The following is a 13742-nucleotide window of genomic DNA, read 5'->3' as shown; positions in this document are numbered from 1 at the left end:
TAGATGGCGAATCAGAAACGAGAGGTGAAGGTCATGTCGGCAAGAGATGGCGCAGTTAAACACCAACACCGGGCAGTCACGGTGTTGGTCCAGCTTGTAGTACTCACGGCTGTCGTGATTGCGGTTTGGTATTTCGGGCACTTGATTAACGAGCGCCTTACACAGAAAGGGATCAATACCGGGTTCGGCTTTCTGTGGACTCGCGCCGGCTTCGACCTCAGCGAAAGCATGATTGCTTTCAGCGGTGACAAGTCATATGCGTACGCCTTGCTAGCGGGGTTTTCAAACACGTTGAAAGTGGCGTTTTGCGCCATCGTGTTCTCCGTGCTGCTCGGGGTATTGGCGGCGCTGGCTCAGTTATCTAAATTCGGCCTGGCCAGACGAATTGCCAAAGTGTATGTCTCGACGATCCGCAATACACCGCTACTGCTGCAGTTGTTCTTCTGGTTCGCTGTTTTTACTTACGGTCTACCAGTCGTCCGGGAGGCTCTGGAGCCGGTACCGGGTGTGTTCATCAGTAATCGCGGGATCAATTTCCCGTGGCCGTCCCCCTTCGCATTGACAGCAATCGTCGCGATCTTTTGCACCGTCGTGGCGTTTGTCCTCAGAAGCGTGCGCACCGGTGGCAGCACACTGAAAAACCCGGGAGCGTTGCTGATACTCCTGAGCCTGGTTGCTGTTGTGTCCACGGCCTATGCCCTGTGGTCCGGGCAAATGACATTTGAATGGCCCACAGCGAGCAAGTTTTCAATCGGCGGCGGCGGGCACTTTTCACCCGAGTTCATGAGTATGTTCATCGGGCTCTCTGTGTACACGGGCACTTATATAGCCGAAGCGATCCGTGGGGCCGTGCAGTCCATTGCCCAGGGACAGATTGCCGCAGGTTATGCGCTGGGCCTGACGCACTTTGGCGTGCTGCGTTACATCGTGATGCCACAAGCCTTCCGGATCGCGATGCCGGCGGTGGTCAGTGAACTCCTGAACTTGATGAAAAACAGTTCGCTCGGTGTTGCCGTGGGATACCCGGAACTGGTCTCGGCGGGAAATACCGCCATGAATCAAACGGGGCAGGCCATCGAATTGATCAGCATTTTCATGCTGGTTTACGTCACGGTAAACATTATTACGACGCGGGTAATCGGTCTTTGGGAGAAACATTATGTCTGGTGATCTGAATAATGGTGCCCAAGTGTCGATTGTCGCACCCTTGACGCTGATCCAGCGTCTGAAAGGCCTGGGCTCGGGTATGCCAAGCCGGATTGTGCTCGGCGCGCTTTTTCTCTGGGGCGTCGTTTTGGTTGGCCCAGATATCTTCAAATGGCTGTTGCTTGATGCAACCTTTAGCGGCGATGCCGCGCAATGCCACCAGAACGGAGGCGCTTGCTGGGCGTTCATCGGCACCAAGCTCAATCTCATCCTGTTCGGGGCCTATCCTCCGGAATCGCTTTGGCGTCCGATCACTTTCGTTGCATTGATCGCGGCCGTTGCGCTCTGGTGTTTGATTCGAGTCCGCCATCACACAGTGGCCATTGTGTTGTGGGTACTGGCCGCGTTGATTGGTTATCTATTGATGAGTGGCGGACTGTTCGGTCTTGAGTCAGTGGATCGTGCGCGTTGGGGTGGACTGCCGATCACCCTGCTGATCAGCATTGCCGGCCTCGTGTGTGCGTTCCCTCTGGGTGTGCTGCTGGCGTTGGGGTGTCGGTCGCAGATGCCGCTTGTCTCTGTTCCGTGCCGGCTTTATGTGGATCTCATTCGCAGTGTTCCGGCGATCACTATTGTCTTCATGACCTTTGCGATCATTCCGTTGATACTTCCGGACGAGCTTATTTTCGACAAGCTTTTTCGGGCAGGTATCGGTCTCTCGTTGTTTACCGCCGCTTACTTTTCCGAAGCCTTGCGCGGTGCCCTGCAAGCACTTTCAGTCGGTCAGCGCCAAGCGTCGGCAAGCCTGGGGTTCGGTTATTGGGGCAGTCATGCCTACGTCATCTTGCCGCAAGTCATCGCCCATTCGCTGCAACCGATTGCCAACATCGCCATCGCGTTCGTCAAGAACAGTTCGCTGTTGATGATCATCGGACTTTTCGATTTGCTTGGATCGGCAAGATCAAGCCTTTATGACGAAAACTGGCAAGGGTTCTACAAAGAGCTCTATCTGTTTGTCGGCGTCATCTACTTCGTTATCTGCATGTATATCCAACACTACGTTGCGTCGATTGAGCGTGAACGTAGGGCCCGCCTGTATCAATAATGGATGCCTCCATGAAAGAAATAATAGAAGTACCGTTTTTATCTGACGCGCTCAGACGTTTGAATACACCGACTTCTTTGCTGATTCGTTCGGGTTCGATGCTCTATACCTGTGGCCTGCCGCCGCTCGATCCACTGACCGGGAATATAGTTCGAGGCACTATTATTGAACAGACGCATGCTGTATTGCAGGTGATGAAAGTTGTTCTTGAATCGGCAGGATCGTGCCTCGATAACGTCGTGAAAACCACGATCTTCGTGACGGATCCATCGATGATGGATGAGGTAAACACAGTGTATCGCAAGTATTTCCCTGAGAATCCACCCGTCCGCTCATTCGTTGCAGTCAAGCCTTGGCCGTTTCCGTTTGATATTGAAATCGATGTGGTTGCCCATCTTTAGAAAACCGATGTGTAGGGTTGTATTGAGTAAGAAGTATCAGTTCTCTTGGTAGCTTCAAGCTATTCAACTAGTTGTTTGAATATTCTTTCCCATGAACTCGAACCGAGTGGTTTCGACGTTTTAGGTTTTCTGTCAGATGCTCGATGAAGGAATGAATTCGATGAAAAATGACATTGCCGTACTTGATTCAGTTCAAGTGGCCAAACTGATCGATCAGATTGATGTGCTGTCCGCATTGCGTCGTATGTTCCTGGCGTTGGGACAGGAAAAGGCTGTGCAACCGCCACAACTGCGCAATCCGTTTCCCAATGGGCAGGGCAACTTTATCAGCTACCTCGGAACGCTTGCCGAGGAGCGGGTCTTTGGTGCAAAGCTCTCGCCCTATATCCCGCTTCCGGAAGGGGCTCTGGTGACGGCCTGGACGTTGATGATGTCGATGGATGACGGTCAACCCCGTTTGCTCTGTGATTCGGGACAACTGACGGTTGAGCGAACGGCGGGAACCACCGCACTCGCCGTCGATTTGCTCGCGCCCGCGCATGTCAGCAAGCTGGCGGTAGTGGGAGTAGGGCGGCTGGGCCAGGCTCATGCCCGGCATGTCCTGGCACTGCGCGAATGGGGGGATATCAGGTTGTATGCACCTAATATTGACGCTCTGCCAGCGTCCGAACAGCAGGCGCTCCGGGACATAGATCCCCGCGTGAGCATTCATACCGAACTGGCCAGTGCGGTCGAAGATGCGGATGTCATCATGCTGTGCACCTCGGCCGGTCGAACGGTGCTTGACCCTGTCACGCTGAAAAAACCGGCGCTGATCACTTCCATTTGTACCAATGCACCCTTGGCACATGAAGTACCGCCAGAGTCCTTGCTGAACATGAGCGTCTATTGCGATTACCGGGCTACAACGCCCGACAGCGCAGGGGAAATGCGCTTGGCAAAAGACCAGCATGGCTGGTTACCCGAGAGTATTTGCGGAGATTTGCCCGAGCTGATGACGGGAGCCGCCCGACTTCCCGATCCCGAGCGCCATACCTTCTTCCGCTCAATCGGGCTGGGGCTGGAGGATATCGCCATTGCCAATGAGCTTTATCAGTTGCATATGAAGAACAACTGAGTAGAGGTTCAGAAGTCGTTCTGCCTATTTCAGCGTAATAATAAGCCGGGGGATGGAAACATCCCCCGGCTTATATTCGGGAGGGTGCCATGGCAGCTGTTACCGATACGCTTAAGCTGTTTCTCTGCGGCGACGTCATGACTGCCCGCGGCATCGATGCAGTACTGCCGCATCCTGGCGATCCGCGGCTTTACGAAGCTTACGTCAAGAATGCCGGCGACTACGTCCGGCTGGCAGAACGAGTCAATGGCCCGATTCCTCGCCCAGTCGATTTCACCTATGTCTGGGGCGCTGCGCTGGATGAGTTCGAACTTCGCCAGCCACACGCATGCATCATCAATCTGGAAACTGCGGTATCTCGCCGCGGACGACCGGAGCCAAAAGGCATCAACTACCGCATGAGCCCGGAGAACTTCCCGGCCATCGGCGCAGCCGGCATCGACTGCTGCGTGCTGGCCAACAACCATGTGCTGGACTGGGGGGCAACCGGCCTGGCCGACACGCTGGATACCCTGGCGAGCAATGGTATGTGCAGCGCCGGCGCCGGGCACAACCGGCAATCTGCCGAAGCGCCCGCCGTGTTGCTGCAGCCTGGCGGACGGCGCCTGCTGGTGTTTGGCCTCGGCACACCCGACAGCGGCATTGCGTCGGACTGGACCGCCACGGATAGGGGCGCGGGCGTCGCGCGGCTGGAGGATCTGTCGATGCAAAGCCTGCGCCCTGTGGCCAAACGGATTCTCGAGGGCAAAAAACCGCGGGATCTGGTGGTCGCCTCCATTCACTGGGGCGACAACTGGGGGTTCGATATCCCGCGCGAGCAGCGCTGGTTCGCCCATGCCTTGATCGACGAGGCCGGAGTTGACGTGGTGCACGGGCATTCCTCGCACCACGTCAAAGGCATCGAGGTCTACCGCGAACGCCTGATTCTCTATGGCTGCGGTGATCTTCTGAACGATTACGAAGGCATCGAGGGCTACACAGCCTTTCGCGGCGACCTGGGGTTTCTATACTTTGCCTCGCTGGACCCGGGCGGGCACCTGCAGTCGCTGGACTTGGTACCCACCCGCCTGCGTCGCTTTCGCATCTGTCGCGCCGAAGGGGATGACCGTCAATGGCTGCACGACACCCTTTCTCGCGAGTGCGCACGCTTGGGCAGCAGCATCCAGCCGGGCGCGAAAAATGCCTTTGAGTTGCGTTGGTGAGTCCCCTTGGCGACTCCGCGTGATCAATGTTGCAGGATCTTTGACAGGAAGTCCTTGGCACGAGGGGAGCGTGCTTCGGGAGAGCCGAAGAACTCTTCTTTTTTACAGTCTTCAATGATTTTTCCCGCGTCCATGAAAATCACACGATCACTGACTTTCCTGGCAAAGCCCATTTCGTGGGTGACGCACATCATGGTCATGCCCTCGTTTGCGAGCTTGATCATGACGTCTAGAACCTCTCCGACCATTTCCGGGTCCAGGGCGGAGGTAGGTTCGTCAAACAGCATGACGATCGGGTCCATGGATAATGCACGAGCAATTGCCACACGCTGCTGCTGACCACCTGAGAGCTGCCCTGGGAACTTGTCCTTGTGGGCGCTCAGGCCAACACGATCGAGCATTTTCAGTCCACGTTTGAGCGCCTCGTCCTGGCCACGGCCCAGCACCTTCATCTGGGCGAGCGTCAGGTTTTGCGTCACGGACAGGTGCGGAAACAACTCGAAGTGTTGAAACACCATGCCGACCCGGCTGCGTAGCTTGGGCAGGTTGGTTTTCGGGTCCGAGAGGCTGATACCGTCGACGACAATTTCGCCTTTCTGGAAGGGCTCCAGCGCATTGACCGTTTTGATCAGCGTTGATTTGCCAGAGCCGGAAGGGCCGCACACTACGACGACTTCGCTCTTTTTTATTGCGGTAGAGCAGTCGCTCAGTACCTGAAAGTTACCGTACCACTTGGAAACATTTTTTATGTTGATCACGGTGGTTGTCCTGATGTGGTTGCAGATGGCGCAAGAGGGACGAGGACCTGATCGCAAACGGCAAACCAGGGTGTTTTCATTCCGTCCTACTGTAGAAAGTATACGATTATAGATCCGTCAGCGACAACAACAAAACGATGAATGAGACTTGTATTTCAGATGGATGGGGCGAGGGATTGGACTGAAGTTCGAGAGGGCAGGCCGAGGATGCCGTCCTTGTCCGTTTTCGTATAATCGTATACGGTTGTCCACAGTGATGTAGTTGTTCCTCGTATCTGCCAAACCCAGACACGCCTTTAAATCGCCCCTGGCCACTTAGTGTCATATGTCTAACCAATCACCACTGAAATACATTGCAGGACTGATCCCGCTGGCACGCGTGTCCGCACCGCAATTTGTTGCGGCCGTTATCAGAGAAGCCATCGTCACCGGCGCGCTCTCCGGTAGCGAACCTCTGCGTCAGGACCTGATCGCTACCGAACTCAACACTAGCAAGGTGCCGGTTCGCGAAGCGCTGCGCGAGCTTGAAGGGCAGGGACTGGTCCAATTCCTGCCAAACCGTGGCTTTATGGTGACGCAGCCCTCCCGGCATGAAATGAATGAGTGCTTTGAGTTGCGGGCGGTTCTGGAGCCACTGGCTGTGCGCCATTCGGTACCGCTTTCGACACCCGAGCAACTTGATGCTGTCGAACGCATCATCGATGAGTTCGAGAAAGTTCACGATCCGATCTTGAGCAGCCAATGGAACCTCTCGCTTCATACGGCGCTATATGCTCCTGCGCGAATGAAGCACCTGGAAAACATGATCATCCGTGCGCACACCGTCGCGCAGCGTTATACACATATCTACATGCAGCTGCGCTCAGCAGGGATTGATAGCCAGGACGAGCACCGCGCGATCCTTGCGGCGTATCGGGCTAAAGATGTGGAGGCGGCGGTTGCGTTGATGACAAAGCATGTCAAGCAAGCGTCGGATGAGGCGGCTGAGTACCTGAAAGATCACTTTGAGCAAAACTGATCGGGACTGTATCGATGAGGTCTGTGTAGGAGCCGAGCTTGCTCGCGATGGACTCAAGGCGGCGCGTGTATTCAGAAAACACGCGTTATCGTTAACGTCCATCGCGAGCAAGCTCGGCTCCTACAGATGTCCTGCGTTCGTTAAGTGACTGGTATCAGGCTTCCCTTATTTGGACTTCAAGACTTTCGGATTGGAGTTGCCCCAGATCGTGTACAGGTCCGCCAGCAATGCGCCGTTGATGGTCTCAAGCTCCGTCTGGGTAATCTCTTCATCACCTTGCTTGCCGTAGAGAACGACCTCATCTCCCGCCTGCACGCCCTTGATACCACTGACGTCGACCATCAGCGTGTTCATGGTGACCTTGCCGATCACCGGCGCGCGTTGGCCGCGGATCAGAACTGAAGCCTTGTTGGAAAACGCTCTTCGATAACCATCGGAGCAGCCGGCCGGGATGTTGGCGATCAACGAGTCTTTGCTCAGGGTAAAGGTGCGGTCGTAGCTGATCGTACTGCCCGCCGGGTAGGCATTGACCGCCGCGACCCGTGATTTGAACTGCATCACCCGTTGGAATTCGTTATGCCCACCCACCGGGTAGCCATAAAGTGCTGCCCCTGGGCGAACCATGTCCAGCCAACCTTCCGGCACCTCAAGGGTGGTGAAGGTATTGGCGCAGTGCAGGGTGATCCGGCTGCGGTCCAGTTTGGCGTGCTCGATCAACCAGCCGGACTGCTCCTTGAATTTCGCCAGGCCCTGCAGCACATCTTCACGCTCCTCGACTGGGAAGTGGGTCATGATTCCGACGATATTCAGATGATCCAGCCTGGTCAGATCCACCGCCTGTTGTTGTCCTTCAGCCGTGCTCATTTCCAGACCGTTGCGGCTCATGCCCGCCGAATTCAGCGCCAGGTGGACCGGCAGCTTCACGCCCTTGCGGGTGGCCAGTGCATTGAGCTGGCGTGCAACCTCCAGATTGCCTACCAGTTCTTCGATGTTGTAGCGCAGTGCATTCTCGACTTCATCAACGGTAGCGCTGCGCAAACGCATCAGGCGTCCCTTGAAGCCTTTTTCCCGTGCAACACGCGCCTCCTCATTGCTCGCCACGCCGATACAGGTGATGCCCATCCGGATGGCGGAAGGGATCAGTAAACCTATGCCATTTCCATAAGCGTCGGCTTTCATCACGGCACACATCTGGCTTTTACCCGCCAGCCGTTGCTGAAGCCTGGTGATGTTTCCTTCGAAGGCAGCCTGATCAATCTCCAGCCAGGTATTGGCCTGGCCTGATTGATTGTCGACGCGAGCGTGTGCAGGTGTGGGATCGAGTAAAGGGGCGGCATTGACTACCGGCATCATTGCCGTCAAGGCCAGGGCGAGCGTCAGCGTGCTGAGCATGAAACGTGGCATATCGAGTCTTCCATAGTGGATGAGGAAAGCCCGCATGCTGGCGTGGATTTGGCATCAGCCAGGTCCATCAGGCATGGGGCGAGCAGCCATGGAATTTTTATGCAAAGGCGTCGTTTGTTTATGTGGATCCAGGCCGCTGGCGCAGCGGATGGCGCTGTAAAAATGGCTCAAACGACCGAGGGGTTGTTCAAGGTTCCGCCTGGCAGCCGAAGGGGCCGCCAGGTAAACGCTTCGAAGTGTCGAGTGCAGTTAAGCCCGAAGCCTTACATCGTCAGTTGCTGAAGGTTGCAGCAACGAGAACAGGTTCTTGGGATCCTGCAGCTCCGGCACCAGCTGGATGTCGCTGCCAATGTTGAGCGCTCTTGCAACATCCAGCACATAGCGCAAGGCGGAGTAGTCCTCGATGGCGAAGCCGACCGAGTCGAACAAGGTGACTTCCTCGGCATGCTGGCGACCTTGGGTCTGACCATTGATGACTTTCCAGAATTCGATCACCGGTGAGTCGGCGGGCATCTGCTGAATTTCGCCTTCAATGCGGCTTTGTGGTTCGTACTCAACCATGACTCGCGCACGCTCCACGATGTCTCGGTGCAGTTCGGTCTTGCCGGGGCAGTCGCCGCCCACTGCGTTGAGGTGCATCCCGGGCTCGATCATCTCAGGCGTCAAAATCGTTGCGTAGGCCTTGTCGGCCGTGACCGTGGTCACGATATCGGCCCCACGTACGGCTTCCGCGACGGTTTTGGCAACGGTCACCTGTATGGCGGGGTAGGCCCGCAGGTTGGCTACCAGCTTCGCCGTCGCGGCAGGATCGATGTCGTAGAGGCTGATTTCAGTAATGCCCAGCAGCGTATGAAATGCCAGGGCCTGGAATTCGCTCTGTGAACCGTTGCCGATGAGTGCCATTCGGCGACTTTCCGGTCGGGCGAGGTAGCGGGCGGCGAGTGCAGAAGTGGCGGCGGTGCGAATGGCGGTAGTCAGGGTCATTTCACTCAGCAAGACAGGCTTGCCGGTATCGACGTCTCCCAGTGCACCAAACGCCATGACCGTCAGCATGCCATTGTGCGTGTTCTTCGGATGCCCGTTGACATACTTGAAGGCATAGAGCGAGGCATCGGACACAGGCATAAGCTCGATGACGCCCTCGGGGGAGTGGTTCGCCAGGCGCGCGCATTTTTCGAAATCCGGCCAGCGTACGTAGTCTTGACGGATGTACTCGGCCATTTCGATCAGGCAACGAGGCAAACCTTTTTCCTGGACGAGACGGCTCAGATCATTGACGTCAATGTAACGGGTCATATTGGGTTCCTTTGGGCTTTTATGGTGTGCCGGTCTGGACTGCCTTTCGCTTTGGCGGCTGAGACTCAGGAGGCGGTCCATGTGTTTGCAACGGACCTATTGTCGAGGCAATGGAGAGAAGATTTCGGCCAATACTGACCCTGGACACAGCGAGAGAAGTCGAAAAACACAGAGCGCACAGCGGAATCGGCCGGGGGACAGTGACCACTCGCATCTCGCTCGCACGGCTCAAGCGCGATGTGCTTCACGAAGCATCGTCATGCAGGTAAAGAAGGCCTCAAAGACAAGCACATGTCCTGTGCCGCTCCCTTTTATGTGGGGACACAGTGGGCGACAGAATCGGCTGTGAATGCCCTTCGTTCAGCACAGGCACGCTGTTTGAACGTGGGGTTACGACACCAGCACCCTCCCGGCAATTGGCATTCTGACGGTCCATTTCAAGCGCTTGTTGATCGCTGTCCGAGATGGAGTGCAACTCCGACGACTGGCACCTTCCAGTCGAAAACAACAACAAAAACGGCTGCGGTGAAGACCGCATCGACTCTCTGCCCCTGTCAAAAAAGTGTGGTCCGACGCAAGCGCCGGATCGCTATAAATCCAAATAATCCGGGACTCTAGAAAATGAACATCAAATGGCTGACTTTGCCGGCACTCGCGTTGCTTTGCTGCACCACGGGCGCCAGTGCCAAGGAATGGAAGGAGCTGCGATTTGGCGTCAACCCAAGCTACCCACCCTTTGAATCCACCACGGCCGATGGCGGGGTTCAGGGCTTCGGCGTGGACCTGGGCAATGCAATATGTGCCGAGCTGAAGCTGACCTGCGTGTGGGTCAGCAATGATTTCGACGGGCTGATTCCGGGGCTCAAGGCCGGTAAGTTCGATGCCATCGAATCTTCGATGACCGTTACCGACGCGCGCAAAAAACAGATCGACTTTACCGATCGCCTGTACGCAGGACCGACCGCCATCGTCACCCGCAAAGACTCCGGACTGCTGCCTACCGCCGAATCGCTGCGCGGAAAAACCATCGGTTACATGCAGGGCACGATTCAGGAAACCTACGCCAAGGCGAAACTGGGGCCAGGCGGGGTAAAGCTGCGGGCCTATCAGAATCAGGATCAGGTCTATGCCGACCTGGTATTTGGCCGTCTCGATGCGTCGATCCAGGACAAGCTGCAAGCGCAGATGAGTTTCCTGACCTCGCCACAAGGGGCGGACTTCCAAAACAGCGAAGGCATCAGCGACCCGTTGGTGCCGTCGGAAATCGCCATTGGTGTGCGCAAGGACAACGAAGAACTCAAAGGCATGCTCAACGCCGCCATCAAGGCCCTGCACGACAAGGGCATCTACGCGCAGATCCAGCAGAAACACTTCGGTGATCTGGACCTCTACAACAACTGATCCTCGTGCCCCGGTCGATGTATCGCTGCGACCGGGGCGCATCAAGACAGGTGACTGGCGTGAACTCCTTCCTGAATATTCTGGGGCTCGATCTTTCGGCCCTGCAAGGCTATGGCCCTTTGTTGCTGCACGGCACCTGGGTCACCCTCAAACTGTCGGCGCTCGCACTTTTGGTGAGCATGGCGCTGGGGCTGCTCGGCGCGGCGGCCAAACTGTCGCCGCTGAAACTGTTGAATCTCCCGGCGACCTTTTACACGACACTGATCCGTGGCGTGCCCGACCTGGTGTTGATGCTGCTGATTTTCTACAGCCTGCAAGGCTGGCTCAGCGCCCTGACCGAGGCCATGGGCTGGCCCTACATGGAAATCGACCCATTCGTGGCCGGCATCATCACCCTTGGTTTTATCTACGGGGCGTATTTCACCGAGACCTTTCGCGGGGCGATTCTGAGTGTGCCGCGCGGTCAACAGGAAGCCGCGGCGTGCTTTGGCCTGAGCCGTTGGCAGCGCTTTCGTTTCGTGGTGTTCCCGCAAATGATGCGTTTTGCATTGCCGAGCCTTGGCAACAACTGGCTGGTGCTGCTCAAGGCCACGGCTCTGGTATCGATCATCGGTTTGTCGGACCTGGTCAAAGTCGCGCAGGAGGCCGGTAAAAGTACGTTCAATATGCTTGATTTCCTGCTGCTGGCCGCCGCGCTTTACTTGCTGATCACCAGCGCTTCGAACTACGTTTTGCGTGTGCTGGAACGGCGCTACAACCAGGGTGTACGGGGGATGGCGCGATGATCGAGTTGATTGCCGAATACTGGAAACCCTTTCTGTTCAGCGATGGCGAGACCCTCACCGGTCTGGCGATGACCCTGTGGCTGCTGGTGGCGAGTATTGCCATGGGGTTTTTCCTGTCATTGCCCCTGGCGATCTTGCGCGTCTCGCGCTGGGGTGTCTTGCGTTGGCCGGTTCAGCTGTTTACCTACATCTTTCGCGGCACGCCGTTGTATATCCAGTTGCTGATTTGCTACAGCGGGATCTACGGCATTGCGGTGGTCCGTTCGCAGCCATTGCTCGAAGCGTTTTTCCGCGACGCCATGAATTGCACCTTGCTGGCGTTCACGCTCAACACCTGCGCCTACACTGTGGAAATTTTCGCCGGAGCGATCCGCAGCATTCCCTACGGTGAAATCGAAGCGGCCCATGCCTATGGACTCAGTGGCTGGCGCCTGTATCTGCAATTGATCCTGCCTTCGGCGCTGCGCCGCGCGCTGCCGTACTACAGCAACGAAGTGATCCTGATGTTGCACGCGACTTCGGTGGCGTTCACCGCAACGATTCCGGACATCCTGAAAATCGCCCGGGACGCCAACGCCGCGACTTTCATGACGTTTCAGGCATTCGGTATCGCCGGCCTGCTGTACCTCGTGCTGTCGTTCGGGCTGGTCGGTGCGTTCCGCCTGGCTGAGAAACGCTGGCTGAGCTTTCTAGGCCCGGCCCACTGACTTCCATTCTTTATCCAGAGCGGCGCCGATAAGTGTGCCGCTTCAGGAGTATTCGCATGTACAAACTCACGGTTGAAAATCTGTATAAACGTTTTGGTGACAACGAAGTACTCAAGGGCGTCTCGTTAAACGCGAGGGCAGGGGACGTGGTGAGCATGATCGGCGCCAGCGGTTCGGGCAAAAGCACCATGCTGCGCTGCATCAACTTTCTGGAGCGGGCGGACGAAGGCGCCATTGCTCTGGATGGCGAGCGAGTCCTCACCCGCCAGGGCGTCGGCGGCATGCGCGTTGCCAATCCGAAGCAGTTGCAGCGTTTGCGCACGCGACTGGCGATGGTGTTCCAGCATTTCAATCTGTGGAGCCACCTGACCGTGCTGGAGAACATCATGCTGGCGCCGTGTCGAGTCCTGGGCATGAATCGCAAGGCCGCCGAAGAGAGCGCTCGGGCGTATCTGGACAAAGTCGGCCTGCCGCAACGGGTGGCCGATCAGTACCCGGCGTTTCTTTCCGGCGGGCAGCAACAGCGGGTGGCGATTGCCCGTGCCCTGGCGGTGGAACCGGAAATCCTGTTGTTCGACGAGCCAACCTCGGCGCTCGACCCGGAACTGGTGGGTGAAGTCCTGAAGGTCATTCAGGCACTGGCCGAAGAGGGCCGGACCATGTTGATGGTGACCCACGAAATGGGCTTTGCCCGGCAGGTCTCCAGCCAGGTGTTGTTCCTGCATCAGGGGCGGGTCGAAGAGCAGGGTGATGCTACGATACTCGACCGGCCAACCAGCGAACGTTTGCAGCAATTTCTATCGGGTCGTTTGAAGTGAGGCAAGGCGTACATGGCGGATATCCGCGATCTGTCGATCGTGCTTGATCGTATCGATCAGGCAATCATTGAAGTGTTGCGCCACGAAGGGCGCATCACCTATCAAAAGCTGTCCGAGCGCGTACACCTGACCCCCAGGCCGTGTCTGGAACGGGTGCGCAAGCTGGAACAGCTCGGGGTCATTCGCGGTTATGGTGCGATTCTCGATGAGAAAAAGCTGACGCCGGGATTGTCGTTGCTGGTGCTGGTGGCGTTGTCGAACCAGAGCGGACGCGCGGCGCAAAAGGCCTTCGAGGCCAAGGTCCGCGCCTGTCCTCAGGTGCTGGAATGTCGCCTGATCAGCGGTGCGTTCGACTACAGCCTGCGCATGCGCTGCCGTGATATGGAACATTACCGGGTGTTGACCGAAGTCTGGTTTGACGACCCGGACCTGCACATCGACAAGCTGGTCAGCCACCCGGAACTGGCGATGGTCAAGACCACGATGGAGTAAGCATCAAACGGATAAAAACTGTGGGAGCGGGCTTGCTCGCGAAGGCGGTGTGTCAGTCGACATTGATGTTGGATGACCCTGCGCCTTCGCGA

At 56.8% G+C, this 13742-nt stretch carries 14 protein-coding genes; 11 read left to right on the top strand and 3 right to left on the bottom strand.

Annotated features, from left to right (window positions below):
• The first annotated feature begins 33 nt into the window (after positions 1–33).
• The 5 genes from KGA98_RS24550 (at position 34) to KGA98_RS24530 (ending at position 4971) form a co-directional block, all read left to right on the top strand.
• A complete protein-coding gene (locus tag KGA98_RS24550; RefSeq protein ID WP_223504188.1) occupies positions 34–1170 on the top strand; it encodes an amino acid ABC transporter permease in 1137 nt (378 codons plus the stop codon).
• Positions 1160–2251 (top strand): amino acid ABC transporter permease, encoded by a 1092-nt coding sequence (locus KGA98_RS24545; RefSeq protein WP_159389913.1) that lies wholly within the window; start codon positions 1160–1162, stop codon positions 2249–2251. Before KGA98_RS24550 ends, KGA98_RS24545 begins: the two co-directional genes overlap by 11 nt.
• 11 nt (positions 2252–2262) lie before the next feature.
• Positions 2263–2652, top strand: a complete 390-nt coding sequence (locus KGA98_RS24540; protein ID WP_150813082.1) for a RidA family protein — start codon at positions 2263–2265, stop codon at positions 2650–2652.
• Between the two features lie 160 nt (positions 2653–2812).
• Complete coding sequence (locus tag KGA98_RS24535) at positions 2813–3769, top strand: ornithine cyclodeaminase family protein (RefSeq protein ID WP_150813081.1); 957 nt, start codon at positions 2813–2815, stop codon at positions 3767–3769.
• Positions 3770–3858: 89 nt separating this feature from the next.
• Complete coding sequence (locus KGA98_RS24530) at positions 3859–4971, top strand: CapA family protein (RefSeq protein ID WP_223504187.1); 1113 nt, start codon at positions 3859–3861, stop codon at positions 4969–4971.
• 23 nt (positions 4972–4994) lie between these two features.
• Here the strand turns inward: KGA98_RS24530 and KGA98_RS24525 are convergent, their stop codons facing one another.
• On the bottom strand, positions 4995–5729 hold the full coding sequence (locus KGA98_RS24525) for an amino acid ABC transporter ATP-binding protein (RefSeq protein WP_150813079.1): 735 nt from the start codon (positions 5727–5729) through the stop codon (positions 4995–4997).
• 325 nt (positions 5730–6054) lie between these two features.
• Between KGA98_RS24525 and KGA98_RS24520 the strand changes: the two genes are divergently transcribed.
• Positions 6055–6747 (top strand): GntR family transcriptional regulator, encoded by a 693-nt coding sequence (locus tag KGA98_RS24520; RefSeq protein ID WP_154909053.1) that lies wholly within the window; start codon positions 6055–6057, stop codon positions 6745–6747.
• A gap of 165 nt (positions 6748–6912) precedes the next feature.
• Here KGA98_RS24520 and alr read toward each other — a convergent pair whose 3' ends face one another.
• Entirely contained in the window at positions 6913–8151 is a 1239-nt protein-coding gene (alr, locus tag KGA98_RS24515; RefSeq protein WP_223504185.1) for an alanine racemase, read from the bottom strand.
• 249 nt (positions 8152–8400) lie between these two features.
• Positions 8401–9447, bottom strand: a complete 1047-nt coding sequence (locus KGA98_RS24510) for an ornithine cyclodeaminase (RefSeq protein ID WP_223504183.1) — start codon at positions 9445–9447, stop codon at positions 8401–8403.
• A 621-nt stretch (positions 9448–10068) separates the two neighbouring features.
• Between KGA98_RS24510 and KGA98_RS24505 the strand changes: the two genes are divergently transcribed.
• Genes KGA98_RS24505 through KGA98_RS24485 form a run of 5 tightly spaced genes read left to right on the top strand, consistent with a single transcriptional unit; the run spans position 10069 to position 13650 of the window.
• Positions 10069–10848 (top strand): transporter substrate-binding domain-containing protein, encoded by a 780-nt coding sequence (locus KGA98_RS24505; protein WP_090455199.1) that lies wholly within the window; start codon positions 10069–10071, stop codon positions 10846–10848.
• 17 nt (positions 10849–10865) lie between these two features.
• Positions 10866–11633 (top strand): ABC transporter permease, encoded by a 768-nt coding sequence (locus KGA98_RS24500; protein ID WP_263287921.1) that lies wholly within the window; start codon positions 10866–10868, stop codon positions 11631–11633.
• On the top strand, positions 11630–12340 hold the full coding sequence (locus KGA98_RS24495; protein WP_102700408.1) for an ABC transporter permease: 711 nt from the start codon (positions 11630–11632) through the stop codon (positions 12338–12340). The genes KGA98_RS24500 and KGA98_RS24495 overlap by 4 nt, the downstream gene beginning before the upstream one ends.
• 56 nt (positions 12341–12396) lie before the next feature.
• Positions 12397–13158 carry an ABC transporter ATP-binding protein gene (locus tag KGA98_RS24490; RefSeq protein WP_223504181.1) on the top strand — a complete coding sequence of 254 codons (762 nt, stop codon included), beginning with the start codon at positions 12397–12399 and terminating at the stop codon, positions 13156–13158.
• Between the two features lie 12 nt (positions 13159–13170).
• Positions 13171–13650, top strand: coding sequence for an Lrp/AsnC family transcriptional regulator (locus KGA98_RS24485; RefSeq protein ID WP_007974731.1), 480 nt, complete (start codon positions 13171–13173; stop codon positions 13648–13650).
• Positions 13651–13742: the final 92 nt, after the last annotated feature.

The organism is Pseudomonas sp. BF-R-24 (assembly GCF_019947335.1).
GTDB classification, from domain to species: Bacteria; Pseudomonadota; Gammaproteobacteria; order Pseudomonadales; family Pseudomonadaceae; genus Aquipseudomonas; species Aquipseudomonas jessenii.
This window is presented reverse-complemented; position numbering and strand designations above follow the sequence as displayed.

Bases quoted from the DNA above. Each gene is read 5' to 3' on its own strand.
- KGA98_RS24500 (WP_263287921.1), top strand. From the start codon at position 10,866: ATGTATCGCTGCGACCGGGGCGCATCAAGACAGGTGACTGGCGTGAAC.
- KGA98_RS24485 (WP_007974731.1), top strand. From the start codon at position 13,171: ATGGCGGATATCCGCGATCTGTCGATCGTGCTTGATCGTATCGATCAG.
- KGA98_RS24510 (WP_223504183.1), bottom strand. From the start codon at position 9,447: ATGACCCGTTACATTGACGTCAATGATCTGAGCCGTCTCGTCCAGGAA.
- KGA98_RS24520 (WP_154909053.1), top strand. From the start codon at position 6,055: ATGTCTAACCAATCACCACTGAAATACATTGCAGGACTGATCCCGCTG.
- alr (WP_223504185.1), bottom strand. From the start codon at position 8,151: ATGCCACGTTTCATGCTCAGCACGCTGACGCTCGCCCTGGCCTTGACG.
- KGA98_RS24545 (WP_159389913.1), top strand. From the start codon at position 1,160: ATGTCTGGTGATCTGAATAATGGTGCCCAAGTGTCGATTGTCGCACCC.
- KGA98_RS24550 (WP_223504188.1), top strand. From the start codon at position 34: ATGTCGGCAAGAGATGGCGCAGTTAAACACCAACACCGGGCAGTCACG.
- KGA98_RS24490 (WP_223504181.1), top strand. From the start codon at position 12,397: ATGTACAAACTCACGGTTGAAAATCTGTATAAACGTTTTGGTGACAAC.
- KGA98_RS24530 (WP_223504187.1), top strand. From the start codon at position 3,859: ATGGCAGCTGTTACCGATACGCTTAAGCTGTTTCTCTGCGGCGACGTC.
- KGA98_RS24505 (WP_090455199.1), top strand. From the start codon at position 10,069: ATGAACATCAAATGGCTGACTTTGCCGGCACTCGCGTTGCTTTGCTGC.
- KGA98_RS24540 (WP_150813082.1), top strand. From the start codon at position 2,263: ATGAAAGAAATAATAGAAGTACCGTTTTTATCTGACGCGCTCAGACGT.
- KGA98_RS24535 (WP_150813081.1), top strand. From the start codon at position 2,813: ATGAAAAATGACATTGCCGTACTTGATTCAGTTCAAGTGGCCAAACTG.
- KGA98_RS24495 (WP_102700408.1), top strand. From the start codon at position 11,630: ATGATCGAGTTGATTGCCGAATACTGGAAACCCTTTCTGTTCAGCGAT.